Source organism: Succinimonas amylolytica DSM 2873 (genome assembly GCF_000378405.1).
Classification (GTDB): Bacteria; Pseudomonadota; Gammaproteobacteria; order Enterobacterales; family Succinivibrionaceae; genus Succinimonas; species Succinimonas amylolytica.
In genome coordinates this window covers 262,934-288,308 of record NZ_KB899637.1, presented here as the reverse complement: position 1 = coordinate 288,308, position 25,375 = coordinate 262,934, and the positions used below count along the sequence as shown (strand labels likewise).

At 50.2% G+C, this 25,375-nt stretch carries 21 protein-coding genes and 1 pseudogene; 8 read left to right on the top strand and 14 right to left on the bottom strand.

Annotated features, from left to right (window positions below; all coding sequences use genetic code 11):
• The 9 genes and pseudogenes from F557_RS22720 to F557_RS0110640 all read right to left on the bottom strand — a co-directional run.
• Positions 1 to 188 (bottom strand): annotated as a pseudogene (locus tag F557_RS22720) (hypothetical protein); the annotation flags it as partial.
• Between the two features lie 306 nt (positions 189 to 494).
• Positions 495 to 1,472 (bottom strand): hypothetical protein, encoded by a 978-nt coding sequence (locus F557_RS0110685; RefSeq protein WP_044143333.1) that lies wholly within the window; start codon positions 1,470 to 1,472, stop codon positions 495 to 497.
• A gap of 2 nt (positions 1,473 to 1,474) precedes the next feature.
• Entirely contained in the window at positions 1,475 to 1,993 is a 519-nt protein-coding gene (locus tag F557_RS0110680; protein WP_019002215.1) for a SycD/LcrH family type III secretion system chaperone, read from the bottom strand.
• A gap of 305 nt (positions 1,994 to 2,298) precedes the next feature.
• Entirely contained in the window at positions 2,299 to 4,389 is a 2,091-nt protein-coding gene (gene sctV / locus F557_RS0110665) for a type III secretion system export apparatus subunit SctV (RefSeq protein ID WP_019002212.1), read from the bottom strand.
• The gene (locus F557_RS0110660; RefSeq protein ID WP_019002211.1) at positions 4,386 to 4,736 is read right to left on the bottom strand and encodes a hypothetical protein; all 351 of its coding nucleotides are present in this window, start codon (positions 4,734 to 4,736) and stop codon (positions 4,386 to 4,388) included. The genes sctV and F557_RS0110660 overlap by 4 nt, the downstream gene beginning before the upstream one ends.
• Positions 4,737 to 4,792: 56 nt before the next feature.
• A complete protein-coding gene (gene sctX, locus F557_RS0110655) occupies positions 4,793 to 5,149 on the bottom strand; it encodes a type III secretion apparatus assembly protein SctX (RefSeq protein WP_019002210.1) in 357 nt (118 codons plus the stop codon).
• On the bottom strand, positions 5,142 to 5,546 hold the full coding sequence (locus F557_RS0110650) for a type III secretion system chaperone family protein (RefSeq protein WP_019002209.1): 405 nt from the start codon (positions 5,544 to 5,546) through the stop codon (positions 5,142 to 5,144). Before F557_RS0110650 ends, sctX begins: the two co-directional genes overlap by 8 nt.
• 2 nt (positions 5,547 to 5,548) lie before the next feature.
• A complete protein-coding gene (locus F557_RS0110645) occupies positions 5,549 to 6,679 on the bottom strand; it encodes a TyeA family type III secretion system gatekeeper subunit (protein WP_019002208.1) in 1,131 nt (376 codons plus the stop codon).
• Positions 6,680 to 6,814: 135 nt separating this feature from the next.
• Complete coding sequence (locus F557_RS0110640; protein ID WP_211209535.1) at positions 6,815 to 8,239, bottom strand: RtcB family protein; 1,425 nt, start codon at positions 8,237 to 8,239, stop codon at positions 6,815 to 6,817.
• 512 nt (positions 8,240 to 8,751) lie between these two features.
• On the opposite strand from F557_RS0110640, the gene F557_RS19645 reads away from it, so the two are divergent.
• Both F557_RS19645 and F557_RS21300 read left to right on the top strand, forming a co-directional pair.
• Positions 8,752 to 9,942 carry an IS110 family RNA-guided transposase gene (locus F557_RS19645; RefSeq protein ID WP_019001960.1) on the top strand — a complete coding sequence of 397 codons (1,191 nt, stop codon included), beginning with the start codon at positions 8,752 to 8,754 and terminating at the stop codon, positions 9,940 to 9,942.
• Between the two features lie 650 nt (positions 9,943 to 10,592).
• On the top strand, positions 10,593 to 11,240 hold the full coding sequence (locus F557_RS21300; RefSeq protein ID WP_019002205.1) for a type II secretion system protein: 648 nt from the start codon (positions 10,593 to 10,595) through the stop codon (positions 11,238 to 11,240).
• A 330-nt stretch (positions 11,241 to 11,570) separates the two neighbouring features.
• On the opposite strand, the gene F557_RS0110610 is transcribed toward F557_RS21300, so the two are convergent.
• The 4 genes from F557_RS0110610 to F557_RS0110590 all read right to left on the bottom strand — a co-directional run bounded on the left by F557_RS0110610 (position 11,571) and on the right by F557_RS0110590 (position 19,429).
• Positions 11,571 to 12,404 carry a hypothetical protein gene (locus F557_RS0110610; protein WP_019002203.1) on the bottom strand — a complete coding sequence of 278 codons (834 nt, stop codon included), beginning with the start codon at positions 12,402 to 12,404 and terminating at the stop codon, positions 11,571 to 11,573.
• A 321-nt stretch (positions 12,405 to 12,725) separates the two neighbouring features.
• Positions 12,726 to 18,119, bottom strand: coding sequence for a hypothetical protein (locus F557_RS0110600; RefSeq protein ID WP_019002201.1), 5,394 nt, complete (start codon positions 18,117 to 18,119; stop codon positions 12,726 to 12,728).
• Between the two features lie 196 nt (positions 18,120 to 18,315).
• A complete protein-coding gene (locus F557_RS0110595) occupies positions 18,316 to 18,912 on the bottom strand; it encodes a hypothetical protein (RefSeq protein ID WP_019002200.1) in 597 nt (198 codons plus the stop codon).
• Positions 18,913 to 19,003: 91 nt separating this feature from the next.
• On the bottom strand, positions 19,004 to 19,429 hold the full coding sequence (locus F557_RS0110590) for a hypothetical protein (RefSeq protein ID WP_019002199.1): 426 nt from the start codon (positions 19,427 to 19,429) through the stop codon (positions 19,004 to 19,006).
• A gap of 690 nt (positions 19,430 to 20,119) precedes the next feature.
• Between F557_RS0110590 and F557_RS0110580 the strand changes: the two genes are divergently transcribed.
• The 6 genes from F557_RS0110580 to F557_RS0110555 all read left to right on the top strand — a co-directional run bounded on the left by F557_RS0110580 (position 20,120) and on the right by F557_RS0110555 (position 24,872).
• Positions 20,120 to 20,899, top strand: a complete 780-nt coding sequence (locus F557_RS0110580) for a hypothetical protein (RefSeq protein ID WP_019002197.1) — start codon at positions 20,120 to 20,122, stop codon at positions 20,897 to 20,899.
• 180 nt (positions 20,900 to 21,079) lie between these two features.
• Positions 21,080 to 22,084, top strand: coding sequence for a FliM/FliN family flagellar motor switch protein (locus F557_RS0110575; protein ID WP_019002196.1), 1,005 nt, complete (start codon positions 21,080 to 21,082; stop codon positions 22,082 to 22,084).
• Positions 22,085 to 22,160: 76 nt separating this feature from the next.
• The gene (gene sctR, locus F557_RS0110570; protein ID WP_019002195.1) at positions 22,161 to 22,829 is read left to right on the top strand and encodes a type III secretion system export apparatus subunit SctR; all 669 of its coding nucleotides are present in this window, start codon (positions 22,161 to 22,163) and stop codon (positions 22,827 to 22,829) included.
• A gap of 44 nt (positions 22,830 to 22,873) precedes the next feature.
• Entirely contained in the window at positions 22,874 to 23,221 is a 348-nt protein-coding gene (locus F557_RS0110565; RefSeq protein WP_026297874.1) for an STAS domain-containing protein, read from the top strand.
• 56 nt (positions 23,222 to 23,277) lie between these two features.
• On the top strand, positions 23,278 to 23,691 hold the full coding sequence (locus F557_RS0110560) for an ATP-binding protein (protein WP_084761628.1): 414 nt from the start codon (positions 23,278 to 23,280) through the stop codon (positions 23,689 to 23,691).
• Between the two features lie 77 nt (positions 23,692 to 23,768).
• Positions 23,769 to 24,872, top strand: a complete 1,104-nt coding sequence (locus F557_RS0110555; RefSeq protein ID WP_019002192.1) for a hypothetical protein — start codon at positions 23,769 to 23,771, stop codon at positions 24,870 to 24,872.
• Here F557_RS0110555 and F557_RS21295 read toward each other — a convergent pair.
• Positions 24,869 to 25,375: IS66 family transposase (locus F557_RS21295; RefSeq protein ID WP_019002191.1), on the bottom strand; the 507-nt coding region annotated here is incomplete at its 5' end. The two genes, F557_RS0110555 and F557_RS21295, sit on opposite strands and share 4 nt — an antisense overlap.

The window sequence follows — 25,375 nt, the reverse complement described above, 5'->3', positions numbered from 1 at the left end:
CTATTCTCCTGTTCTTCAACTTTTTTGGCTTGATTTTGAAAGGCTTCAGTCTGCTTCTGAATGGTTGAGGTCTGTTCTTGAATGGTTGATGTAAGTTTTTCGATTAACGAGTAAAGGTTGTCCAGTTTGGAAGTATCAGTATTGTGCTGATTAGCAGGAAGATTGTTATTTGTGATCTTCGCTTCCATTGCAAATTCCTTCAACACATCCCGATTTTTGTGTGCGATATGGTACGGATTCACCAGCACTTTTGTCAAGAATCCCTGAAGCCTTAAAAAGACGTTTTAAGACCTAATACCTGAAGTGCAATACTGCGAATGGTGTGTACGGCTCTCACCCCGCCATTCAGTAATAGCCTGATTTCGCGGCCGGAATTATTTGAATTTTATGAAATCTTCTGAAAAAACAGGATAGCACGGGCAAAAACCAAAAAAGAGCAATTCCCGGCCGGGAAAAGCTCTTTTCAGTATTAGCGCACGAGATCCCGAAGGATATCAGGCGGTAACAATTGCCTGCTCTGCGGCATTGATTGTGTCAATTACATCCTTAACACCGTTGACCAGCTCGTTCTGTGTCTCCATAACCTCCTCAAGATGCTTGGTGTCCTCCTCGGAGAGCTGACGGAGCTTGGCAAGCATGGCCTCCATTTCCTTGTTGCTGATCTTGAGCTGGGTAATATTGTAGGAGTTTATGGCCGAACCGATACCGGTAATACCTGCGCCGACGTTAGCCACACCACCGGCAATCTGCGTGCCGATCTTAAAAATCTTGGCAGCGGCATTGGCACCATCGGAAGCGCCCTTGACGGCTGCACCGATACCCATACCCATAGTTACGGCTGTAAGAGCCAGTGAAATACCCATGGAAACCCATGGTCCGGCTTCCTCGCCAAAAATCTTTGTGCACAGAGCCCCCAGTCCGATCTTGCCGTCTGTGGCCGTGGACACTACATTTTCTGCTGCCATAATACCGCCGATAATGGCTGCCGCAATGGCCAGGGAGGAACCGCCGCTGAAAACGGCACCGGCTACGGCTGCAACAACACCAATGACGGAGGCAACTATCTTGAACACCTTGCAGAACTTGTCCCAGAAACTCTGGTTTTCCAGCTTTTCAGCCTGTTCCTTGAGATTCTGAATAATCTTGGCGTTTTCAGCCTCTCTCAGCTTGGCTCTGTTCTTAATGGCATTGACAGCGCCCTTCTTCTCAACTTCTGCAGTTTCGGTACCAAGCATCATCATTACAGTCTCTTCATCCATACCCATGATGGACACATTAGAGGCAGAACCGGTGTGCGGGGTACGAAGCTTGGGAGATTCATCTAGGGCCGCACCAAGATTTTCCTTCACAAAGGAAAGAAGCTGAGAAACGAGAGTCTGATCCTTTTGTGAAACCTTGCCGGCTCCAACATCACCATCAACAATAATATCGTTATTGATGATTCCGTTGTTATTGATAGTGTTGGTAGTCATCTTCATAACTCCTTGAAATTTTCCATAACCTTTAACAGATTAAGTCCTTTAAGCTTGAACTTTTCGTCATTGGCATTACCTTCACGGCCCATGGTTTCAAGGCTCTTCAGCGCAACGATGGCATCTTCCTTCTGACCTGCCTTGAGGAGACAGATCGCCGCAAAATACATCGGCTCGGGATCCTTGAGACCGGTCTGCAAGCATGCCAGAGAATAAGTGTTAGCCGCCTTAGCGTAATCACCCATATCCTGCTCGGTTGCTGCCAGCCCCATGGTGTACTTCTGCTCAGACTGATCGTAAAGAACCAGAACCTTAAAGACCTTAAGAGCATCCTCATAATTCTTAGTTACGTAATTCTGATAGGCCAGACTGTAAAGAGCTTCCATGCGATCCGGAGAAATCTGCATAAGATCGGCAATGGTATACCCCTTCCCAATAAACTCCACAAAGTGCTTCACAAAGTCTTCGGCAGAAGCGTCGATTTCAGCAGAATCTGAAGTTTCCTTAGTATCATCAACCATAACTAATTCCTTATTTGAGTGGATAACGTTTGAAAAGAATGGAAGTTACAAAAAAAAACAGTAATTTCGCAATTTTCCTGCAAACCTGATGTTTGGAAGTCTCCGGGCATACCGCCGCCCCGAAAAAACTGCATCCCGGGGGAGCTCCGGAGCCCCAGACAGGTCTCTCTCATTGTAGACAGATTTCCGGTGCGGCAGGAAGAAGAATCCGGTCATTTGTTTAAAAACCGTGTAACTTATCTAAAAACAGCCGGAATCGCCCTTAAACTGCCAAAGGAAACTGCCAGAAAGCCGGGATTAAAAAGCTAAATCTTAATCCGGTCCAGGGGCTGTACAGAAATTTCGGGAGTCAGCTCCTGGTAATCAAGCACCGGAAGCTCATAAAAATCAGCTTCTATAAGGCGCCGCAGATATCTGCGGATATCAATGGAAGCTATTACCACCACTTTTCCGTGGCACTTGTCCATAATCCGCCTGACCTCCTTGAGAATAGCCTTGCTGCTCATAGGATCCAGCGCCAGAAAAGCTCCGGTGGAGGTCTGTCTTATAGATTTTCTGATAATCTCCTCGGTATTGGGATCCAGCAGAATCGCCGGCAGGAAGTTCTGGGCCGCACAGTACTTGTAGCTTATCTGCCGCTTGAGATGCGTGCGGATATATTCGCAGAGCATCACCTGATCCTTTTCCTTCGGAGCCCACTGAATAATGGCCTCCAGAATATTTTTAAGGTCGCGAATGGAAATCTGTTCCTGCACCAGACGCTTGAGGCAGTCGGCAAATTTTTGAAGCGGCAGGAGACGGGAGGCCTCATGCACCAGGTCCGGTGCCCGCTCCTCCATCTTGTCGAGCAGATACTTGGCCTCCTGAAGACCGATAAAGTCGCTGCAGTGCCGTACCAGCACCAGGGAGAGATGCAGCGAAATCACACTGGCATGGGAAAGAAAGGAAACCCCCAGAGTTTTAAGCTTTTCAGCGTGGGTTTCCTGCACCCACCAGGATCTCTCATTGGGAAGGAACGGAGTTCCCTCGGTAACCGGAATGCCCAGCATTCTGATATTGTCAGGGTCATCACGCACCAGGACGGCTCCCTTTACCAGCGTTCCGTTGGAGATGGGGATCTCGTTAAGATTAAGAATGTACTCATTATCCGGCAGATTGGGATTCTCCCGGAGATGCACTCCGGGGAACGGCACTCCCAGATCAAAATAAAGCGCCCGGCGCAGGTTGGCCAGTTCGAAATTCAATTCTTCATAATCCAGAAGATTGATGAGGTTCGGCGAAATATCCAGAATCAGCGGCACTACCGGGGAGAACTCCTCCTCGGCATCCGGATTGTATTCTGTTTTCCGGTTCTTTTCCGTAGTGGCCTTGAGAGTTTTCTTGATGTCTTTCTTCGGATCGCTTACCGGCTTACGGTTGTTCTTCATATAATCCAGCGTGTACCCCACTCCCGCCAGAAGCAGAGCCAGCGAAAACAGCTGCGGCTTCGGAAAGCCGGGAACCAGGGCAAAAAGAAACACCAGAGCGGCAGCAATCATTATTGCCCGGGGCTGCCCGAACACCTGATTGCCGATCTGCTCGCCCACGTTGTTGCTTTCCTCTCCGGATCGCGTAACCAGAATACCGGCGGAAATGGCGATAAGAAGCGAGGGAATCTGGGACACCAGACCGTCGCCGATAGTCAGAATGCCGTAAAGCTGCAAAGCGTCTCCGGCGGAAATCCCGTTCTGGGTAACCCCGATAATGGTACCGGCCACAATGTTTACGGCAGCCACCAGAAGGCCGGCAATAGCGTCGCCCTTCACGAATTTCATGGCACCGTCCATGGCTCCGTACATCTGACTTTCCTTGGCCACTCTGCCGCGGCGGATCTGCGCTTCTTCCGAGGAAATGGCTCCGGCTCTGAGATCCGCATCTATGGACATCTGCTTGCCCGGCATGGCGTCAAGAGAAAAACGTGCTCCAACCTCAGATACACGCTCCGCGCCCTTGGCGATAACCAGGAACTGCACAATGGAGATAATGATGAACACCACGGCGCCCACAATGAAGTTGCCGCCCACCGCAAAATCACCGAAGGTATAGATAATCTCGCCGGCATCGGCCTGCAGCAGAATCAGACGGGTGGTAGAAATGTTTAGACCTACCCGGAACAGGGTGGTAAAAAGCAGCAGTGTCGGAAACGATGAAAATGCCAGGACGTTGGGAACGTACATGGTCATCATCAGAATAATAAAGGAAGCTCCCAGATTGATGGAAATCAGAAGATCCACCAGGGGAGTCGGCAGCGGAATTATCATCAGGACGATAACCGCCACCACCAGTCCTACAAGTATGAAATCAGCCCGCCTGGTAATTCCGGCGGACGCAGACTGCGCCAGATCAAAAAGACTCACATCAATCCCCTTCCGTCACTGGTCAGATCCAGGATAATGACCCGGGATTCATCTCCCCGCCCCTCTTTGAGCAGAGCCCGGGCCCGAAGAAGCTTCATGGCTCTGAGAATGGATGCATCGGCCTCAAACATCCTGAGGTCGTCGGTAAGAGAAATCACTTCGTGATAGGAGCGCATCATGTCATGACACCGCACCAGCATTCCCCGGGCCCAGACATCCCCCGGTTCAAAGGTCAGCATTACCCTGAGCGTCCGCATGGAGCTTTCGTACAGGTTAACCCGATAATAAAAATCCGCCAGTGTTTTGAGGGTCTCAAAATCCCTGAGACTTAAAACTCTCTCGCTCATGAAATCTTCGTCAATTCAGCACTACTACAGCAATAATTCAGCGCCTGCCTTCAGCGCTAGTTCAGCATCATGCTGGTATAAACCCGCAGCAGATCAGCATTGTTCAGCAGCGGTTTCACATCAGCATTCAGAAAATCCTCGATGTTATTGTCGCGGATCTCCCCCAGCTTCTGCATGATATTCTCAAGCTCCCGCTCGATTTTGTTGGGCTGCAGAAGATCCACGTTTTTAAGAGTAAACTCAAAGGCCTGAGCAATTCTATCATGAAAGGAATTTCCGGTATAAAGATCGGCGAGCCCGACGTCGGGCTTCAGGTTATGCACCAGATCCCGGGCCTCCGGAAGATGGGTGTCAAACTGCGGAGCCAGAGGCGAATCCAGCCCGAGACCGGTCTTGAAAATATCGTTACTCATCTGCCATTATCTCCTCATACTGACGTTTCAAAAGAATGATGGCGTTTTCAATATCCGCCGCCCGGGCAGTGACCGGAATATCGGTCATCATCAGGGCCTGCTCTCCGGAATACCCCATGGTATAGCTGATGGTATTCACCTGCTCATAGGAGGAGTGCCTAAGAAACTTCTGCAGGAGCGCATGATCATATCCCGCTACCGGAAAACGCAGCGACAGAATCAGAGGTACCGGCACCTTTACCGTGCCATCCTCATTCACAAGCTCCTCGTTCTGCCGGAATTCCAGACAGAAATCCAGTGCGCCGTCCACCCGGAAACAGAGCGGATGCTCGCGATCAAATTCCGCAATATCCACCCCGATCCTGGAAGCAAACTCCTTCACTTCCTCCTGAATCACTCTTAGTTACCTCCGTTTTCGAGCCAGGCATCCTCGGCATCAACCAGACCGTCAATCAGCTGTTCCACCGCCTGAATGACACGCAGCCGGGACTCGTCCTTGTCAAACAAATCTGTACTGAGACTACGGCAGGAGTTTAACAGATCCTGAGCCAGAAGTACTTCAACATCCGGATTCTGCTTTGCAACATCACCATAGAGGTCACGAATACTGGTCGGATTGATGTAACGCTGCTTGGACAGATTCAGAAGTCCGGTCAGCACTCTGGTGGGGCTTACCGCAGCCTTAACGCCATGAGCGGAATCAATACGTCCGGTAAATCTGGACATTACCTGAGTGGCACTGTTGAGACTTCTTACCACGCTGAGATTCTTGCCCACAAACTCCAGCACCACCGGCTCCTGAGAGGAAAGCGGGCTGGAAATATCGGCCCCCAGGGATTTCAGCATAAAGTCCACCCCTTCATTGATGCGGTCGTCGCCGAATTTGCCGGCAATGAAATCCAGCATCTTCAGAGGATCATCGCCGTTGCCGGAGAGCTCGCTGTAGGCTTCTGACAGATATACACCGTCCCCCAGATCAGAACCCCGGGCCACCTCAACGGAATTCAGCGAAGCCAGAATTTCACGGGAGCTTTCCCGGAACAGCTCTTCTGCGGCCTCCTGAAGGAGAGCCTTCTGCTTCGGATCTGTCTCTTCCTGCGCGGTCTTTATCAAAAAGGCATAATTTGAGGAAGGATGACCTCCGAGCTCCTTCAGGGAATTGAGCAGCTGCTTTGAGGAATCGACTTTACGACGCCTGCAGTCTTCATAGATTCTCTTCTTTGCTTCAAAATCGGCATTGTGGAACTTGACCAGAAGGTCGTACATGGCCTGAGCCTTTTCCACCATCAAAGCTTCTACATGAGCCTTCTGACGTCTTTCTGCGAGCTTGGTCTTGCGGGAATTATCGCGAACAAAGGTCAGCTCCTCGGCAGCATCCTGAACAGCCGCTATCGGATCCTTCTCAATCTCCACGGTCATTCCGTCCAGACGCCCCTCAGTGCGCATCTGTGCCGAACTGCCTCCGGTCATATCTTCCGGTGCTGATGATACTCTCTGAGAATTATCAATAACGTTGCTTCCGTCAATCATGGTCTTCCCCCCCGTAAATACTGTTATCAGTTTAAATGATTTTTCATGATTCTGTCATCATAACGAACCACCGCAGTGCTAAGTTACAATGCTGAAAGCCCTGATAATCAAAAGATTGTGACCAAGTGCAAAGAATTACTTTCTGATAACAGCGGATTCCGCAGCCTTAAAATTGTAAACCGGGCGCAGCACCTCGACAATATCGATAGTCTCCGTGGCGTATCCGGTAATGTCCCCGAGAGACTTGTAGGCCATGGGAGCCTCGTCCAGGGTTTCTTCATTCACAGAGGTGGAGTATACCCCGGACATGGCTTTTCGGTACTCCTCGAGAGACAGCTTTTTCCTGGCAGCTGTCCGGGACATGATCCTTCCGGCCCCGTGAGGAGCGGAATAATTCCATTCCGGATTACCCCGGCCCGTGGCCAGAATACTGCCGTCCCTCATGTTTACCGGAATCAGCACCCGTTCTCCCTCGTGAGCGGCAATAGCCCCCTTCCGCAGAATCATTTCCCGGGTATCAATATAGTTGTGAATGGTATGAAAGGAGTCATAGCTCTGAAGGCCGGCATAATCCAGAATTGCTGCAGCCATAATTTCCCGGTTCCGTCTGGCAAAGCGCTGGCAAATCTCCACATCGTGAAGATAGTTCTCAAACTCCGCACCCTGAAGGTAGCAAAGATCCTCCGGAATGTCAGGTTCTGCACAGTGATCGTGCTCCAGGGCCTTAAGAGCCTCTCCGATTTCCCGGGAACGGCCCTGGCCCTTTAACTCTGCAACAAGCTGCATTTTTTTCTGAAAAAGGCCATTGTCTCCCCGGCATTGCCGCACCGCAGCCCTCTGATAGATATCGGCCACCTGCTTGCCCAGATTCCTGCTCCCGCTGTGAATCACCAGATATTTCGTGCCATCCTGGGAAACATCGGCCTCGATGAAGTGATTGCCTCCGCCCAGCGTGCCGAGACTGCGCCTGAGCCTGTCCGTATTCGTCAGCAGACCGCAGCACCGGAGATCCTCCAGACTGAAGGATTCCTGCTCCCTGTCCCAGACCTGCATGCCTGACGGCACCCGGTGCGCGGCGGCATCCAGCCTTTTAAAATCAATATCTGCCTTTCCCAGATTTACTGTATACATGCCGCAGCCGATATCCACACCCACGATATTGGGAACCGCGCGATCAGTAACGGTCATGGTGGTACCGATAGTACAGCCCTTTCCGGCATGAACATCCGGCATGATACGGATTCTGCTGCCGGAGGTCAGGTCATAGTCGCACATGCGCTTTATCTGTCTTATCGCTTCATCCTCAATCACTGAAGCGTAGCATACCGCGGAATTAATCCGGCCCTCAATTATCATATGATCCTCCCCGTTTTTATCTGCCGGATAACCGCCTGTGAGCCGGCGCGGGATACCCGAAAGCAGCACCAGCCATAGCACTGTCCCCATAAGCTTCTCCGGGGAAGCAGGCTGACTCTGTCCTTCATCGTCATTCCTGAAATGCCTTCCTGGCTCCGCACAGCCTGAGACAGAACCTCCGATCCCCGGTATTATTTCCGCCACTGAATCCGGCAATCATCGCTGTTCCCCATAAGCGGCAGACAGAAGGAAGATGATAACACTTTCAAAAATGCGACACCATCAGAAAAAATATTATTTATCTGTCGCAATATAAAGGATTTTTCTCAGAGTTTTTGTTTTTATGCCGCTAAAATATTCAGGTGCTGACCGGGAACTGTTTTTAGTACTGATTAAGGCAGCACAGCTTCGGACATTGCTGCATAGCCTTTATAAAACCATGCGGAAAGACCGGGAACAAAAACCAGAAAATTTCCGGGGGATATGTTTGGTACCTGACTGACAGCAGAGGCAAATGCTAAACACAAGGAATGTGGTGTAAATGGCGGCTCGCAGAAAAGCTCGGGACTTGACGAAATCCTCGGTTAGATGATGAAACGGCAGAAGAAAAGGAGAAATTGCGGGCTGGCAGCAAGATCAGGTTTTGAAACTTCAAAAAAAGAAACTGATGTAGGATAAACAGCAACACCAGTTTCTAAACAAAAATAGGCGGTTATATGGATATCACAAATGTTTTAGAAAATCAATCATTTGTTCATGTTGGCGTCGATCTTGCCAAGAATGTTTTTCAGGTTGCTTATATGGAACCGCGTACTAACACCTTGGTCAACCAGCAGATGAACAGAACCAAGTTCGAGAAATTTCTTAAGGACAGCAAGATTAAGTTCAAGGTCGTCATGGAAGCCTGCAGCACTTGCCACTACTGGGGACGCGAATGCAGGAAATACGGTCATTTACCGATGATTATTCCGGCTGAGATAACCAACAGCATCAACATTGGAAGCAAGGATGACAAAAATGATGCTCACGCAATCTGGCAGGCTTCGTTTCTGCCTGCCATAAAGACGATAAATGTAAGGTCTGAGGAGAATCAGGCCGAAGGATATTTGCTTAAAACCCGGGATTTTGTACTCAAGATTGATACCGAGACAAATAATAATCTCAAAGCTCTTCTGTCCGAATACGGGTGCGTGTGCAACACCACAGACTATGAAAAAACAAAGGCAGTGGCACAGGCCTTCCTGGATAAATCTTTTCAGGAAAACAAGCCATGGGCGTCTACATTGAAAGCATCTGTGGACGCGCTTAACAAAGTAAGAGAAGCAATCCATGAATCAGAGAAAAAACTCCATGAGAAGATTGAGGAGACTGCAAAAAACAATGACCTTGTTCAGAGACTTATGACAATACCGTATGTAGGTCCGATAACATCTCTGGCTTTTGCCAATGTGATGGCAGATCCTGCGTTATTTAAGAACGGAAGACAGTTTGCCGACTACTGCGGCGAAACTCCTTACCATACCGGAAGCGGAGGAAAGGTAACCATTCTGGGCATTGCCAGAAAGGGAAACCCTGTTCTGAAACGATCGCTGTATGAGGGGGCCAGCGGTCTCTATAACAGGGTTAAAACAGGCATAGAATCGAAAACCTGCCATTATTACCAGTCTGACTGGATATTAAATCTGGTGTGCAGAAAACCCCGCAAAGTGGCAATCTGCGCCATTGCCAACAAAATGTGCCGCATTGCCTGGGCAGTAGCCGCAACGGAAAACGGCAGATACGATCGGACGAAAACCTCGCTGGTTTCCGTATTGATGAAAAGCCCTGAGCAGATAGAACAGCAGAAAGCAGCAAAGGCTCAGGCAAAGGCCCAGGCAGCTGCCAAAGCATCTGCCAAAGCAGCATAATCAGGATTAAGCAATAAATGATTAACAGAAAGGAATTAATGAATAAGGGATTTTGACATACTGAGATAACAGCAGGATCAAAGAACTTTGTCTCTGCAGGTTAGCAGAGACGGTTTTCTCCAAAACGTCTGACCTCCATTGCAGTTTGATGCATAGATATAGAATTTGGCGGGAGAATACCTTAAAGACCTTTAGATCAAAATTGTGGAGCCGGACAGGCAATTTGCCAAGGCTCTTTTAGAAACAGAACATAGAAGTTAGCGAGTACTGATGCCTTTGTTTCTGCTGTTCAGTATGACAGCAACGAGTTTGCTCTGGTGGACAGGACGTTTTTTTCCCTCGCCTCATAGGCCGTTCAAGGAAATGTACCACCATCAGGGCAAGCCTAATCGGAGGTGGTTATGCCGACGATCTAAGATTTTGCTGAACCGCAGCGTCATAATTGAGAGCCCGAAAACTGGGGGGCAGCCCCCTTAGTTTTTTGCACCCTGAAAAAAGGCTGCATTCGAAATACATTCTTGAGAGGCAAACCCTTGAGCTGCCTACTCAGCACATAGGGATGGTCAGCAAAGTTTTGGTTTTGGCAGCACTATCAACAAAGGCCGAAGAAACTACTTGACCCCACCGCCATTTACACATAGGAATATATCATGATAAACAGTCATCGTATGAAGGGGTTTACGCTGATAGAGCTCGTGGTGGTAATTGTAATTCTGGGCATTCTGGCGGCAACGGCAGCCCCGAAATTCATGAACCTGCAGAAGGATGCCAGAATTTCCAAACTGAACGGTCTTATGGCTGCCATTCGCAGTGCGGAAAGCCTGACCCGGAGCAAGGCCATCATTGCCGGTCTGGATAATTATCCGGCTCTTAATGACGGCACTCCTGTTAAATTTGTATGTGTAAACGGAGCGGCCACAGATACCTGCGATAAAAATAACGGCATAGCGGTTTCCTATGGTTATCCGGCTGTTCTCACCGATGCGGTTGCCGGTAAGGAATCCGGGATTCTCCGGGCCCTTGATATTGATGCGGTGGATGCTGATGCAGTAACCGACTACGCCACGAGACGCCAGCATGACTGGCAGTACCGGATAAAGGCCTGGAACAGCAAGGTGGTGCAGATTTTAATCGGTCCATCCGATATTGATCTTCCTGCCACCTATGAAACCGTCAACGGCCATGCCGGAGGTGCGGTTAAAGAGACATCTCAGGGGTGCTATATTGTACATGATAATCCCTATGAGGAGAACGGCTCCATAAAGCGCATGACGATGATTGTTGACGGCAATTGCTGATACCGGAGTCCGCTGAAATTCTGCTAAAACAGGGCAGCCGGAACATCGCAGGCACTGCACGGTTCAGCGGAGGACGTTCGGAAACACGCTTTCATGTTTACTGTTGTAAGGACATTTCCGCTTTACAGTTCCTGGTTTTTTCAGAACTTTACAAAATGGAAAACCGGTGCCGGCAGGCAGAATCAGGACAGACACAGAAAGACCAGACCTGGCAAAATGCAGAAAAAAGCCTGGAAACAGACAGGGACCGGTTATCGGTAACCAGGCACAAAAAAACCACCATCCCTCCGCATTATGAGGAATGATGGCTTTTCCTGCCGGATTCCGGACTTAACCGCGGGCAACTGCCGTCAGAACATCTCCGGACTTGCCGATGGCGGAAATAGCGCCCTGGCTGTAGGAGCTTACCTTGGACATGAAATCCTGAACAAAGATCATATCCTGCTGGGTATCACTGCCGATCACTGACTGCTTGTCCTGCAGAGACTGAATAATATCCTTCAGAGTTCCCACCTTCAGCCACTTGGTAGTGCTGACTGCGTTATCAATGATTTCCTGAATGTCGTTGCAGCTCACATGTTTCCAGCCCACACCCTTGTTAATAGCCAGAAGGTCTCTGGTACTGATGTTGGTGTAGTTGGGATAATGCTTGGTGGTAGCATTAATGCCATAGCCGCGCAGCACACTCCTTACGTTGTTGATATCCTTGATGCCCGAAACAAGAATCTGATCCCCCGGTTTTTTACCGGCAATAGTCTGCTTCAGGGTATTAATGGCATTTTCCAGATCCTTCGGGAAAGGAAGTTCGATACCGTGCTTCTCGCAAATGGCCTTGATCTCGTCAAACTTCTCAATCTTCTCAGGAGTAATCTTATCATCGTCCTTAAGGTCGGTGATGGCAGAACGAATAGCTACAATGGCATCTGACATTTCCTTGGCCTGACGCTGCTTCTCCTTGATGCCGTCAATTTTGGTCTTGGCATACTCACGGTTCTCAATGGCAAGATCGTTCTGAAGTTTGGCAAACATGAGCTCAACACTGGTAATGGCTTCTCCGCCAGCATTGTTATTGGACTTGGCGGTTTTGGAGGCCTGGGACTGATCAACTTCAGTCTCTTCCGGAAGAACCTGGCTGGGATTGCCTAAATTAACATTACTGGTCATATTCGTATTCTCCTAAGTAAGATTAACCAACTGTCTGCACTGATAACGGAGCATCATGAACAAGGTTACATAAAAAAATCCCTTTTTTCTGATACTTCTGTCCGATCCTTCATAAAAACCGCTCACAAAATGTCCGTCAGCCCAAAAAATGTACAGAAATCATGATAGCTCCGGGAAAACTGCCATCGCTCCGGATTATGTCTTCGGGCCCCTCTTCAGATCATGAAAAAGAGCCGGCGACACAAAGGTCACCAGGCTCCCCGGTACTCTTTCCGGACTTTCAGAAGCGGATACGGCCCCGAAAAGTCTCCTTCTTCAGAATCAGAACGTCAGAATCTGATCCTTTATCATGGACTGGCTGTTGGTAACAGTATGATCCAGAGAGGCAATAAAGCTGACACTAAAGCTGTCCGTAGCCTTGTAATGCGCTTTTGAAACGTTAAACTTAATGCTGTCCAGCCTGAAATCCTTAGTTTCCAGCTTGTCAACCTGGGATTCAAAGGCACCGGAAGGATTAGTCTTGTCAGCAAGATTCTGGTTAATTCTGAGAATGGCATCCTTCTTTGCTGTTCTGTTAATCTCAAACCCGGTGATCGTAATTCCCTTGGACTGCATATTATGAAGCTGGGCCACAGCCTTGGTGATCTCATCCCTGGTACAGCCAAGCTCCTTCATGGACTCCTTCAGGAATTCCAGATTCTTCTGCTTCCGTTCATCTGCCGAACCGGCTGACTCGGCGGTAATTCTGGTTATTTTGTCCGCTCTCCGGAGACTGCTTTCAGTAAGATTGGTGTCATACCTGACCTCATTATCGACGGTGCAGGAAACTCCGGCTTCAGCCTGTACCAGATTATTTGTGGAATCTCCGAACTTTATTCCCATATTGGTTCTGATATGGGCTGAATGCCCCTTGGCTCCCAGGAAGTTCTTCAGCTTTTTTACAAAATCCTTGGGATAGTCATAGACCGGAATTCCCTTAAGAATCTCGTCCGTCAGCGACTCTACATCCTGAATTGCGGGATTAACCACATTTTTCTTGCAGACATCGGCAACACATTCGGCAATATAACGATCCGGGTCCTCCTTGTAGCGGGTCAGATTGTCCAGTGCCAGCCACTTTTTCTTTCCGGCCTTTCCGGCATAATCCTGATTGGTGTTGAATTCACTGGTAAGATACTTGCCGATAACAAAATCCCCCACAGCCTTCTCACGACTCGTGATGCTGGCAACAATCATGTCACCGAGAGTAAGCCTTTCATTCATCCTGTCGTATTCTTTCTTCTCATCCTCGGTCATCTCGGCGGGGTCCTTGTTTCCCAGGAGTGTCTGCTGCAGTGAAAAAGTCACCTTGGCTCCCAGCGACGCGGTACCGAATTTATGCCGGGAATGCCGGTGGTAATCAACCCCTCTTTCATAGGTAGTGGTATAGCTTCCCTTGAGCTCCCCGGAAACCTGGGCATTGGCGGGCTCCCGAACCGAGGTTACATCATCTCCCTTGATGCTCTGGTACAGCCCTAAAGCATCAGCTTTGCCATGCAGCCCTCCGTGCCAGTTCCCTGTCATCCGGGTGGTCCGACTGTTACTTTCCGCAAAATTCTTTCTGGTAAGATTGCCGGTAGCGGCCCGGGCCAGAAATTCCGTTGCGTTTTTGCGGTCATCGAAGGTCAGTACATAAACCTTCTGGCGTCCGTATCCGCCTTCAGCCCCCAGTGAAACCACCTCGGTCTTGGCAACCTTCATGGCTCCGTCCAGTTTAAGGGTGGCATCAAAGGCGGCTCCCATAGTAAAGACATACTTGCCGTCAGCGGTATGAGTCACCTTGAAGTCGGAATTGCCGTCCAGTGTCAGTCCGGCCTCCAGCTTTACTGTGGCCCCCTTGATACCAACGTTGATTCCGAAACCGCCGGAAAGCCGGTTGTCATGGGTATGGGTCAGGGTCTGCCCCGGAGGAATGGAATTCAGAATGCTCTCGGCATAATCCCGTCCCCTGGAAAGCTGATTCCGGTTCTTGAAATACTGCCCCAGCCGCGATATCCCGGGAATGGCACTGAAAAATCCCTTGACCATCTGCACCGGAGCAGAGGCCCTGATAGCCCTGAAGGCATAGCGCACTCTGGCCGAATGAATGCTGTTTCCGGCATTTTCGCTGTTGGAATCCAGAGACAGATGCGACTGCACGGCCTTCCGGAGGGTCTCGTCATTGAAAAGTGCCCGATCCCCGTCCCGGAATTTGGTTTTAAGATATGCCACGGCTTCGTTCACCAGCGCTTCTGCTGTTTTGCCGCCGTTGGCAGTCTTGCCTCTGATAATGTCGAACTTCATGTCAGCCAGAGTCTGATAGCCGTTATCATATGCTACCTTATGAACCGCACTGCTCATCATGAGGCTGCCGTAAACATTGTCCCTGAAAATGCTGTCCAGGCGCGATATCTGGCTGCTGTTTGTATTCTTCAGCAGCACAAGGCCGTCTCTGAGCTCTGCCGCCTTCTGACTGTGAAGAGAAGCCGTATCTCTGACTATGCCGGAAAGCAGAGCGTGTCTCTCTTTGGCATAGCCCGAGCTGAAAAGCCCCTTCACATTATCGCTGATAGCCTGATAAACCGGCTTGTCCCCCGGTTCCCCCTGGAATTCGGCATTGATATAGGGCGTGAAATTCATAATCGCCTCGGCAAGATCCCGGGTTCTGGCACCGGCAAGCTGATCCTTTACCGTGCTGAACAGCGTCCGGAGCGTCCCTGCAGTATCAGGATTGCGCCCTTTCAGAGCGGATACCGCATCCTTTACAGCCTTTTTGATCGCTTCATACTTCGCCTTGCCGGATTTCTTGTCATTCACAAAAATGTTATGTTCCGGAGCAAACATATCCTCGGTAATCCGGAGCGCGGAAAGAAGATTTGCGATTCTGTCCGGAGCCACGGCTGCTGCACGGTGGCGGCAGAAGGCTGTTAAGGGCGAATCCCCGATGCTTTCAAAGTCATCAGGATCCGGATGGAACTGCCGCTGTTCCTGCTCAACGAAATCAAGATCGTTTCTGCCAATATTGAGACCGGCAAGAGCAGCCTGAGACACCGGGGCCTGATTTCCGGGATTCCTGTTACAGTAGACCCGGAGTCTGGCATAGTGCATGTATATCTCGCGGTATTCTGCGGAATTCCGGTCCGGCACGGCATGAAGAGCAGTCCTGATGGCATCAGCTCTGGCAGGATTCCGGAAATCGGCACTGGAGAGCCCGTGATAGGTCTGGCCGGCCGGAATCAGTTCGTCAATTGACGGAGGCGGACAGACACCGGCCAGAACAGAAACCAGCGCGCTCAACTTGGTGCTGCCTCTGGCTGCAGCCACTTCCCGGAGAATCCCCTCTGAAGTCAGGGTATTTACCGGGGCTTCGGGATTCAGAAGCTTCCTGAAGGCTGTTAGCTTGCTGATTCCCGAGGTAGTGACAGCATTCTGGATCCTGCGGAAATTATCATTATTTTCCCGCACCATCTCCTGAACCTCGGTCTTGCAGTTATCTACAAACGCCCGGGCCAGCTCAGCGGTATGGTCCTTGAACCAGTTAAGCACTCCGGTTTTTTTCTCTATAGCCCGGTCATAGGACTTTTTAAGCTGCGGATTCTCTTTCAGAAGCCTGTCGATATCAACATTGAGAGCCTCGGACATCTTTTTGGTCAGATGCACCTCCGGAAGTCTGGCGGCTGCCTTCAGGAAGGAGGCATTGTTCATCATGGTGTTGAATACGCCGATAAACATGCCGGCACTGGTGTCCTTGATGTTGGCGGTGATGGGATCAAAGCCGTCATAACGGGAAAGTGCTACCTGATCTTCCCCGGGATTGCCCTGAGTGACAATTCCCATATCATTCAGGAAATCCGGGGAATTTCTGAATTCGGTTTTTACCTTGTCAGCACCCCGCATTGCCACCATTTCAGCATTATCAACCAGATAGCGGTGGAACGCCGCCCGGAGAATAATGGATTCCTGATTCCGGAGATCGTTATGATCCCCATGATCATTGATAAATCTCACGACATCGGCAGAGGAATGGCAGATGGCCTGATAGGTGGCCCGGAAATCATCCTTGGTTATCTGAACGGCAGTTTTGGAAGCATCGCCGATAACGGCGTGAATACAGTTCAGGGCATCCTGAGTCAGATCCAGAGTAATCGGGTAATGCTCCAGAATAACCCGGTCCACAGCGCGGTCCGGAGTGCTGTAGACCTGAGGGGTAACAGCCTTCAAAAGAGACTGCACCAGGGAATTGTCGCCCCGGAATACCGGATTGTGAAGTCCCGACGACAGCTTTTCCAGAGCGGTTTTAAGACTGTTCCCGGTAGCGGTTCCGTCGGCAATGTCCAGACACGCCCGGAGAATTTCAGGATCGCGCAGCATTTCCCTGAAGATATCTTCCGAGTAATCGATGGCTGCCAGAATCTTCATGCACTGATCCTGATGCTCCAGAAGCCGGGTCATTACGGTATTTAAAACCGCCCTTTTCGCCTGAAGATCCGCCTCTCCCAGCGGCTGGCCTGCCGGCCCCATTTTAAATACATCGGTCTTGCCGAAGGAATTCCTAAGACAGGTCAGATACTCCCGGAAAATCTGTCCCTTGGCCTCAGGCCGCTCCGGATTCCTTTCATGCTCGAAAACTGCAGCAAAGCTGCTGCGGTCAGCCGGGCTCAGCATAGCGTCAGCCCTGGCGGTAGCCCGGGCAGTGTTTCTGAGACCGTTCATAATACCGGAAAACAGCGTTTTGGCCTGATCTCCGGTAATTTCGTCAATGCCGGCAATATCGTTCAGAAGCTCACTGGGAGCATCTATTCCTCTGGAATTTTGCAGTCTTTCCAGGGTTTCCCGGGACAAACTGCTCAGAATCGATTCATACTCCGGATACTTCTGGAGAGCCTCCTTCATGGTCATGCTGCCTGACAGCACCTCGCTTCTTACCAGCTCCTCGGATACCCTGGGGGCGCTGAACAGCTTCTGGAAGGTTTTTGCGTCTGACGGCAGCAGTTTCCCGATACCCATGGCATCGGCAGGACTTCCTATGCTTACCGGTTTCTTAAGACTCCTGCTTTCCTTTAATCCGGTGAACAGTCTCACCTGGTTGTCAATCACCCGGGAATAGAAATCCTTAAGCTCCCGGAGCGCCTTGTTCTTGTCCGCATCATCGCCGATGGCATCCCGGACCTGATTTATGCATCTGTCCAGCTCCTGATGCTTCATACCGGCCCTGTCGGCTTCTTTTCTGTCATATTCCTGCGGACACATAATCCGGTCGAGCACACTGTTCAGGGAATCCAGGAGAGCCTTCTCGGCATTGTTCGGATTGCCGTTAAAACAGATTACGGAAATCAGTTCCTTCATTTTTCTGTTCAGGAAAGTATCCATGTACTGAGCCCGTGCATCACTGCTGAAAAGCACTCTCTTTCCGCCCTTTTCCTTTTCGGAAAAATCGCACGCCTTGTCAATAAGCTGTCTGACAGTAAGGGGGCGGGTTTCATTTATAAACCGGCTAATGCGGTTGTACTTGGCAGTTACCTCTGCCGGAAGATTAGCTCCAACATCAATTTCTGCAATGATATCCAGTCCTTCGATTAACGGCTGCTCGGGGTTAATCTGAATAACACCAAGGTTCAGATTCCCCTGATGATTATTGTTAACAACGGGCTGCAAATCCACATGGTTGTTTACTGCATTATTAACTACACCTGTCATAACATCATTCCTCTTTTGACAATTTCACTCTGACAATTTCACAAGAAGAAAACGCTGACGCGGCAAAAGGCGGGTTCTGAATCTTGCAAAAACTGGCCTGGATGAGAAAATAACGAATAACTGGCACTGCGGTTACAAAAAAAAACTCGTTCAGGCCGGGAAATTCAGAGCCCCTGAAAAAAGCAAAAAGGCAGCGCTAGACCGGCAGCATCCCAGGGGTGAAGAACGACATCTCGCCAACGGAAAACGCCTTGCCAAACTCTTCATGAAGTCCGGACGAAGAACTTTCCGGACGGGAACTCTCCTGAAGCTGGCCGGGGAAATAATCCGGGCCGGAGATTAATGAATCACGGGGCGCGGGAGCACTGGACTCTGTCAGTCCCTGAAAATAGTCGGAAACCCGCTTCAGATCCTCCGGAAAGGTTCTCAGAAACTCCACAATCCGGCGCTCCAGCTCATAGCTGCCGGAGCTTTCAAAGCTAATGCAGACTCCCAGTCTGACCGTATCGGAAGAAAAGCTGTCGCAAAAAAGACGGTTGTTTCCGGACAGGAGATTCGCGGTGCTGTTTATCACCAGAGCCTGTTCGAAAGGACTGTCCTCAAAAAGCCCGCCAGGAACCGCAGTATAAAGACAGAATACGCCCCTGTCGGGTACGATCCGGAGACCGACCTCGGTAAAATCAGAGGCCAGGGAAAATACTGTCTCCTCCGTATCTACCGGATGAAGACCGTAGGAGGATAGTTCCTGTAAAGCAGCATTCAGTTTTTCAAAAGGGGAGCTCCCGGAAATCATAGCCCAATCCTCCTCAAATACTCGGCATTAACAAAACAAAAGAGTCTTATTGTCAACGGATAAAAAGGCGCAAGGATACAAAAACTGAAAATCAGTCTTCCTCTGCTTGCTCCTCCGTAAAGCGGAGAAGCTCCTCCTTCACCTGCCCCAGATAGTAAAGCACGGTTTTAACATAGCAGCTCAAGGCTGCCGCCTCGGGAGTCCCGGAAACATCTGCCTGTCCATAAAGAGTTACCGTCAGCGCCACAACATCCACTCCGAGACGCAGTCCCGCCGGCAGTATTTCCGGCGAATTCATGGAAAGAATCTTGTGGGACAGCTTCTGAAAGTTTTCATCATAAAGATTGTCTACCTGAAATATCGGCGCGGATATCGTCAGGAGATTATGCTCCTCATCCGCATGAAAGGTCACCTTAAAACCGTTCAGACAGCTCTCGGACTCTCCGGTATTCCTGTCCAGCGGGGTAATTCTGTCACTGACCTCCGCAAGAACCCTGTTTATTTCATCTGCAAGCATACAAAACTCCGTTATAAAACCACAAAAAGCCCGTACATTTCAGGAATATACTGTCTTTAAAATGAAAAGCAATACCTGCTGCACCATAACAGATTACCGGGAGGATTAATTCCGCTTCTGTCATATTTCTGACAATCTGACAAATATCAGACATGATCCCGGACCATCATAGCACTGACGGATTCCCCGGCAGTTTACAGCTTAACCCTGACAGCTCCGGCAGTCATGCCGCAGCGCAAAACTGCACAATTTTTGCCGGATGCCGCCAAAATCTGTTTCTGACAGGTAAATATCACCGGACGTCAGTACCGGAAAAGAGCTCTCAGAATCGCGCCCGCCCACGCCTTCATTTGCGGCAGCACCGTGTCTTAACGAGCCTCATTCTGATCAAAATTTCAATTTGTACCGCTGATTTCACAGTAAATAATCCCCTGCTGGTGTAACATCACAGGCATGACACCCGTTAACCAGTTAGCCAGTGCGGGACTGCTGTTTTAGACATCAGGCACGGCCGCAGCGCATAAAAGACCGGGGGAGATGGATTTTTTCCTTCCTGAAAAGGCAGATCGCCGTTCCGTGTCCCCCGAAAACGCCGGCAGGCGGAGTAAAATACCCGGAAATACATAATCCGGCGAGCGGTCTTCTGCGCCCCCGGGACACAGGCACTAACACAGATATAGGAGTGCATTTATGATAGAACCGTCTTCTCCGGACAGCATTCCGGCTTCGAACAGCCAGGATTATTCCGGACAAGCCCCGTCTCAGGACAGACAAAGAGAAATCTCTCAGGAAAGCATACAGAGATTCCGGACGGCTCTTTCCGGAAAGGCAGGAGATAATATGGATAAATTTTCCGACAGCAGGCTTTCCGGCTCCTGGAACGGCCCGGGAGGCAGCGGCGCTTCCGAAACGGGAGAACGGAGCGCAGCCCGCAGCCTTGGCACTGAAGCCCGGGATCTTTTCCAGAGCCGCATGAATTCCGAAGGCGGGCAAAGAATTATCTCCGGCAGCAATTCCGGAGATAATCAGCGGCAGCAGACCTCGGAGCTCTCCGATATCTTTTCGGCAGTGTTTTCGGGGCGATCCGACATAGCCCCGGCCGGTCTCCGGAATGAATTTCAGGGACCGGCACCGGCTCCGGAAGCTGCCCCGGCCCCCTCCTCCGGCGAAGAGCTTATGAAGATTGCGAATGCCCTGGTGGATAAAATCCTGGTTTCCGATCCCCGGAGCACTGCCGGCTCCCAGGTCATGATAACCATGAATTCCCAGAGTCAGCTGGCCGGTACCGAAATTGTGCTTACCAGAAGCAATGACGGCACACTGGCAGTGGTGATAAATTCCGCAAACGACAGCCAGTACCGCAAAATCAATGAAGCCCGGGAAAAGCTGGAGCTGGCCCTGAAAAAGCTTGAACGCGGCTCATTCACCGTTACGGTAAATCCTCCGGACCAGGAAGGTACGGAGGCCTGACAGCCTGCGCAAGGAGAAAACCCGGAATTTTTGACACGGGTGTTAAATAGTATTCCCGGGCTTAAAAACCCGGGGACGGGGCGCGTGATTCCTGTTAGAATTGCCGGGAGCCCGCCCCGTTCCCTTTTATGCGGGACTGCGGGATTCCCGATATCCGTTTGAGATGCTTAAGGCTTAACAGTGATTAATATCAGCACGCAGAAGGCAACCATAATTAACGTTCTGACGCCCCGGGCGGACAGAAATTTTGTTACCCTGAACACCGGAGAGGACAGCATTGAAATCCGGGCCGCCAATACGCCTCTCGTCATCATTAACGCCGATCTTTCCGAGTTCGCTCTGGCGCCTCTGAGCCTGGACTATGCAAAGCCGGAAATCAGCGATGCGGCAATTCTGAGCAATCTCCCCCATGAAATTCTGGGAGCCCTGCTGGAAGAAAAACTCGGGAGCATGCTTGCCGGCCTGGGCGCCGCCGTGAACAGCAGCATTTCCGTTACCGGCTATGAAAAATGCACAGCCGCCTCCCGTTTCCAGGAGCATCTGGATTTCACCCTGAAGATTCCCGGAGCGTCCGGAGAAATCATGCAGCCTCTCCGGCTTTATTTCAAAAACGATTCCGGCATCAGCAGCTTCATCGCAAAAATGAAACAGCTCCCCGTTACCGAGCCCGTTCTGGATCCCGAAGCTACGGAGCTTTCCCTGGATATCCTCGCAGGAACCCAGTATCTGACCGCAGGAGAGCTTAAATCGCTCGAACCCGGAGACACGATTATTCTGGATTCCTGCTATCTGAAAGACAGAAAGGTGGCAGTACAGTCAGAAATAATGCTCTGTTATGCTATACTGAATGACGGGGACAGTTCCCTGACCGTGAGCGATGAGGAATTTGTCTGGAAAAACATGGAGAACGACAGCATGGCGGAAACGGATGCAGAAGGCATTGACAGTCTCAGATTCCGGGTTAATTTCAGTCTGGGAACGGTGACGAAAACCCTGGAGGAGATCCGGCAGCTGGCTGCAGGATCCGTTATCGATCTCGGCACCGGGGATCTTGACAGCATTACCGTAAGGATTAACAACCAGGCCGTTGCCAGGGGGCAGCTGATACAGGTGGGGGATCACTACGGTGTTCAGATCACCGATATCGGCACCATGCCCGACCCGGGGACAGCCGGCAACTCCTGAAGCAGATCTCCCCGAATCATTCCCTTCGGGGCTATCTCTGAAAACAGCCTCCTTCCAGCAGCGAAAAAAAATAAAGATGATCGAAAACAGTTTTATCAACAGCCCCGTCAATTTAATCATGATCACCATGCTGATGGGACTTCTGCCGTTCTTCCTGACGCTGGCAACCTCCTATATTAAAGTGGTGGTGGTGACCTATCTCATCAGAAACGCTCTCGGTGTGCAGCAGGTGCCTCCCGGAATGGTGCTGTCCGGACTGGCCATGATCCTGTCGATCTTTATCATGGCGCCGGTGGGACAGCAGACCTACACCCTTCTGGAACAGCAGAATGTGAGTGCCCAGATCTCCCCGAAAGAGTTCGTAAATGTGGTCTCCAACTGCTCCGGCCCCCTGAAGCATTTTCTGATGACCAACACGGACAAGCGGATTTACCATTCCTTTGTTTCCGTAGCCGGCAGAATCTGGCCCGAGGAGGTCAAGCAGGGATTTGAGAAGGACAGCTTCGTTTTTGTCGTCCCCTCATTCGTGATCTCCGAGCTTACCAAGGCCTTTCAGATAGGCTTTCTGCTCTACCTCCCGTTCATCGCCATTGACCTCATTATCTCGAACATTCTTCTGGCCATGGGTATGATGATGGTATCGCCCATGACCATTTCCCTGCCCTTCAAGCTAATGCTGTTTGTGGCACTGGACGGCTGGCTGAAGGTAAGTCAGGGACTACTGCTCAGCTATGTTTACACCTGATGCGGATTTCGGACCCTACTGAAAACTTAACAGGAGCTGCAAAAATGGACATAACCATAACCGAAAATGACACCCATACCCTGATGGCGGTTTCCGGCCGGATCGATGCCATAACCTCTCCGGATCTGGACGCCAAATTCAATGAGTACCACGAGAACGCCCGGAAAAAAGCCGCAAAGCTGCCGGTGGTGCTTGACCTTTCACAGGCGGAATACATTTCCAGCGCCGGACTGAGATCCGTCCTCAAGATGGCCAAGACCTGCAATGCCGAGAAAAACCGTCTGCTGATCTGCGGCATTCAGCCCCTGGTATACGAGGTATTCCGGATTTCCGGATTTGTCAGCATTCTGACCATTGTGAACACCAGAGAGGATGCCCTCGCCATGCTGTAGGCACCTCAGGGATCTTCCAGGCATTCCGTTATAAATTTAATCAAGGGCATACTCCCATGATCACGATACAAATACCAGCCTCCATGGAACAGATTCTGGTTCTCAGGAAAAATATCAGCGAGGCACTTCCAGAACAGTACCGGGAACTTACCTTTAAGGCAGAGCTTATTACCGAGGAGCTTCTGACAAACATCTGCAAGTACGCCAAAAATGATACCACTCTGAAAGTTTCCTTCGCCTGCGGCATGTCCTTTATTGACCGCCATCCGGCCTTTCTGATAGAACTGGCCGACACCGGAAACGAACACAATCCCTTCATTCACCTTAAAACGAGCGGCATCGAAGGCTCCATTGAGGAACGATCTATCGGAGGTGTCGGATTGCATCTCGTGGAAGAAATGGCATCGCATTTTGTTTATTCGTGGGTAGACAGCAAAAACAAGATCCAGATTTTTCTGAATGTGGAATAGCTGCCCATAATCCGTCAGAAGCATTCTGACCGGACAGTCCCGGATGTTTTATCCCCCGGACGGCAGCGGAAACAATCATGAAGCTACGTACTAAATTTATCATTCTTGCAATCCTGGTGGCACTGGTAACAGCCATGTCGCTGCTGGTATATATCGGCTATGTATCCCGGACAACCATTATGAACCGGGAGGAAAACTATATCCGTGTCGCCAGCAATATTGCCTACAACGCCATTCTGGGACAGTATGACAATGCCGTAACCAAGCAGATACTCGATGTCTACCATATTAAAAGCAATCTCCGGGAATCTGCCACGATATTCACCTATTTCCAGGGAAAATACCTGCACCCCGGGATCCCGGACCGGGAGCTCTCCGATTTTCTGAGAGCCAACCAGGAAGCATTCAAAGCGGAAGATATTTTTCTGATTGCCTACTATCGGGGAAAATTCTGGGGCAGCCGGGAAGCTCTCGTGCTTCTTGATGCCGACACAATCAACAAGGATTTTCTGAGAGATCTGATTATGGGGGACAACCCCCGCTTCGGAACCTACGACATCGCCAAGCTGAACGGCAAAACCTATCTGGCATACATCTTCACCCCTGATAACAACCGGGAATTTAATTTCGCCATTATCAGAAATATCGATTATCTTTTTTCCACCCATGGCAACATCGAGAACGAAATCCTCATTTTCTCCCGGGAGCTGTTCCGGCACGTCTCTTCCGGCGAGGTAACCCCGCTGTACCTCGTAAACGAAAACTCCGAAATTATGGAAACCAATGCCGATCCGGAGCTTGTCGGGACTAAAATGCATCCTCTGGTCGGGGACATCAGAAACCGGTATTTTGGGAACAGCAGTTCCGACAATGACCTCAGATGCTTTACCGAAAACGGCGCCTTTTCCTGCTACGGCTACATCAAGCCCCTGAAAATGTACCTGGTCTCCAGCCGGGAGCTCTCCGGAATTCTGGCCACCGGAAACCGGATCATGTACGGCATGACCCTGATCACCATGAGCGTGCTGTTTATCATTATCCTGTTTTCCATCGGCTATATCCGGAGACTCACGGAATCCCTGAACAGTATCGCCAAAACCGCATACAGCATTGCCCGGGCAGATCTCTCGGATCCGGACATCCTTAAAAATCTCGTATTAGGTCTAAAGTCAGTACTTTAGGCCTTCTTAAATTTCCACGGCATTGCCTGCTCAAGAATAGCATTTCTTCTTTCATCAGACAGCGATTCATCTTTCAGTTCGTCTCTGTGAATCCCCATATATCTGAACAGAAATTCAAGGTAATCTTCTAGGTCGATTCCATGGACCTTGCAGGTTTCATGAAATGATGAAAACACAGCAGTGGACTTCGCTCCCTCGATAGAGCCAAATCCGCTGGGCATTGAATGTCTCAGCACGGCAAAGTCACGAATAGCTCTCTCGGCGGCCGAGTTATCCAGAGGAATAGAGCCGTCATCCAGGATTCTGGTGAATTTTTCCCACTGATTGTGAGAGTACTTGACCGCTTTAATGAATTTTTCCGTATATATCCCTTTGGGGGACTCGCTTTCAGAAATGATTTCGAAATGTTTTTCTGTAAGCTTCCCTATTTCTTTAAAATACTGCCTGAAATTATCACTTTTCCGCAGTTTCGTTCGTTCCTCGATGGTACTGCACTCGCTGTC

Excerpts from the sequence above, each read along its gene's own strand:
- sctR (WP_019002195.1), top strand. The coding sequence starts at position 22,161 with ATGATCGAAAACAGTTTTATCAACAGCCCCGTCAATTTAATCATGATC.
- F557_RS0110590 (WP_019002199.1), bottom strand. The coding sequence starts at position 19,429 with ATGCTTGCAGATGAAATAAACAGGGTTCTTGCGGAGGTCAGTGACAGA.
- F557_RS0110610 (WP_019002203.1), bottom strand. The coding sequence starts at position 12,404 with ATGACCAGTAATGTTAATTTAGGCAATCCCAGCCAGGTTCTTCCGGAA.
- sctX (WP_019002210.1), bottom strand. The coding sequence starts at position 5,149 with ATGAGTAACGATATTTTCAAGACCGGTCTCGGGCTGGATTCGCCTCTG.
- F557_RS0110600 (WP_019002201.1), bottom strand. The coding sequence starts at position 18,119 with ATGACAGGTGTAGTTAATAATGCAGTAAACAACCATGTGGATTTGCAG.
- F557_RS0110595 (WP_019002200.1), bottom strand. The coding sequence starts at position 18,912 with ATGATTTCCGGGAGCTCCCCTTTTGAAAAACTGAATGCTGCTTTACAG.
- F557_RS0110580 (WP_019002197.1), top strand. The coding sequence starts at position 20,120 with ATGATAGAACCGTCTTCTCCGGACAGCATTCCGGCTTCGAACAGCCAG.
- F557_RS21300 (WP_019002205.1), top strand. The coding sequence starts at position 10,593 with ATGATAAACAGTCATCGTATGAAGGGGTTTACGCTGATAGAGCTCGTG.
- F557_RS0110685 (WP_044143333.1), bottom strand. The coding sequence starts at position 1,472 with ATGACTACCAACACTATCAATAACAACGGAATCATCAATAACGATATT.
- F557_RS0110645 (WP_019002208.1), bottom strand. The coding sequence starts at position 6,679 with ATGATTGACGGAAGCAACGTTATTGATAATTCTCAGAGAGTATCATCA.
- F557_RS0110555 (WP_019002192.1), top strand. The coding sequence starts at position 23,769 with ATGAAGCTACGTACTAAATTTATCATTCTTGCAATCCTGGTGGCACTG.
- F557_RS0110660 (WP_019002211.1), bottom strand. The coding sequence starts at position 4,736 with ATGAGCGAGAGAGTTTTAAGTCTCAGGGATTTTGAGACCCTCAAAACA.
- F557_RS19645 (WP_019001960.1), top strand. The coding sequence starts at position 8,752 with ATGGATATCACAAATGTTTTAGAAAATCAATCATTTGTTCATGTTGGC.
- F557_RS0110680 (WP_019002215.1), bottom strand. The coding sequence starts at position 1,993 with ATGGTTGATGATACTAAGGAAACTTCAGATTCTGCTGAAATCGACGCT.
- F557_RS0110560 (WP_084761628.1), top strand. The coding sequence starts at position 23,278 with ATGATCACGATACAAATACCAGCCTCCATGGAACAGATTCTGGTTCTC.
- F557_RS0110565 (WP_026297874.1), top strand. The coding sequence starts at position 22,874 with ATGGACATAACCATAACCGAAAATGACACCCATACCCTGATGGCGGTT.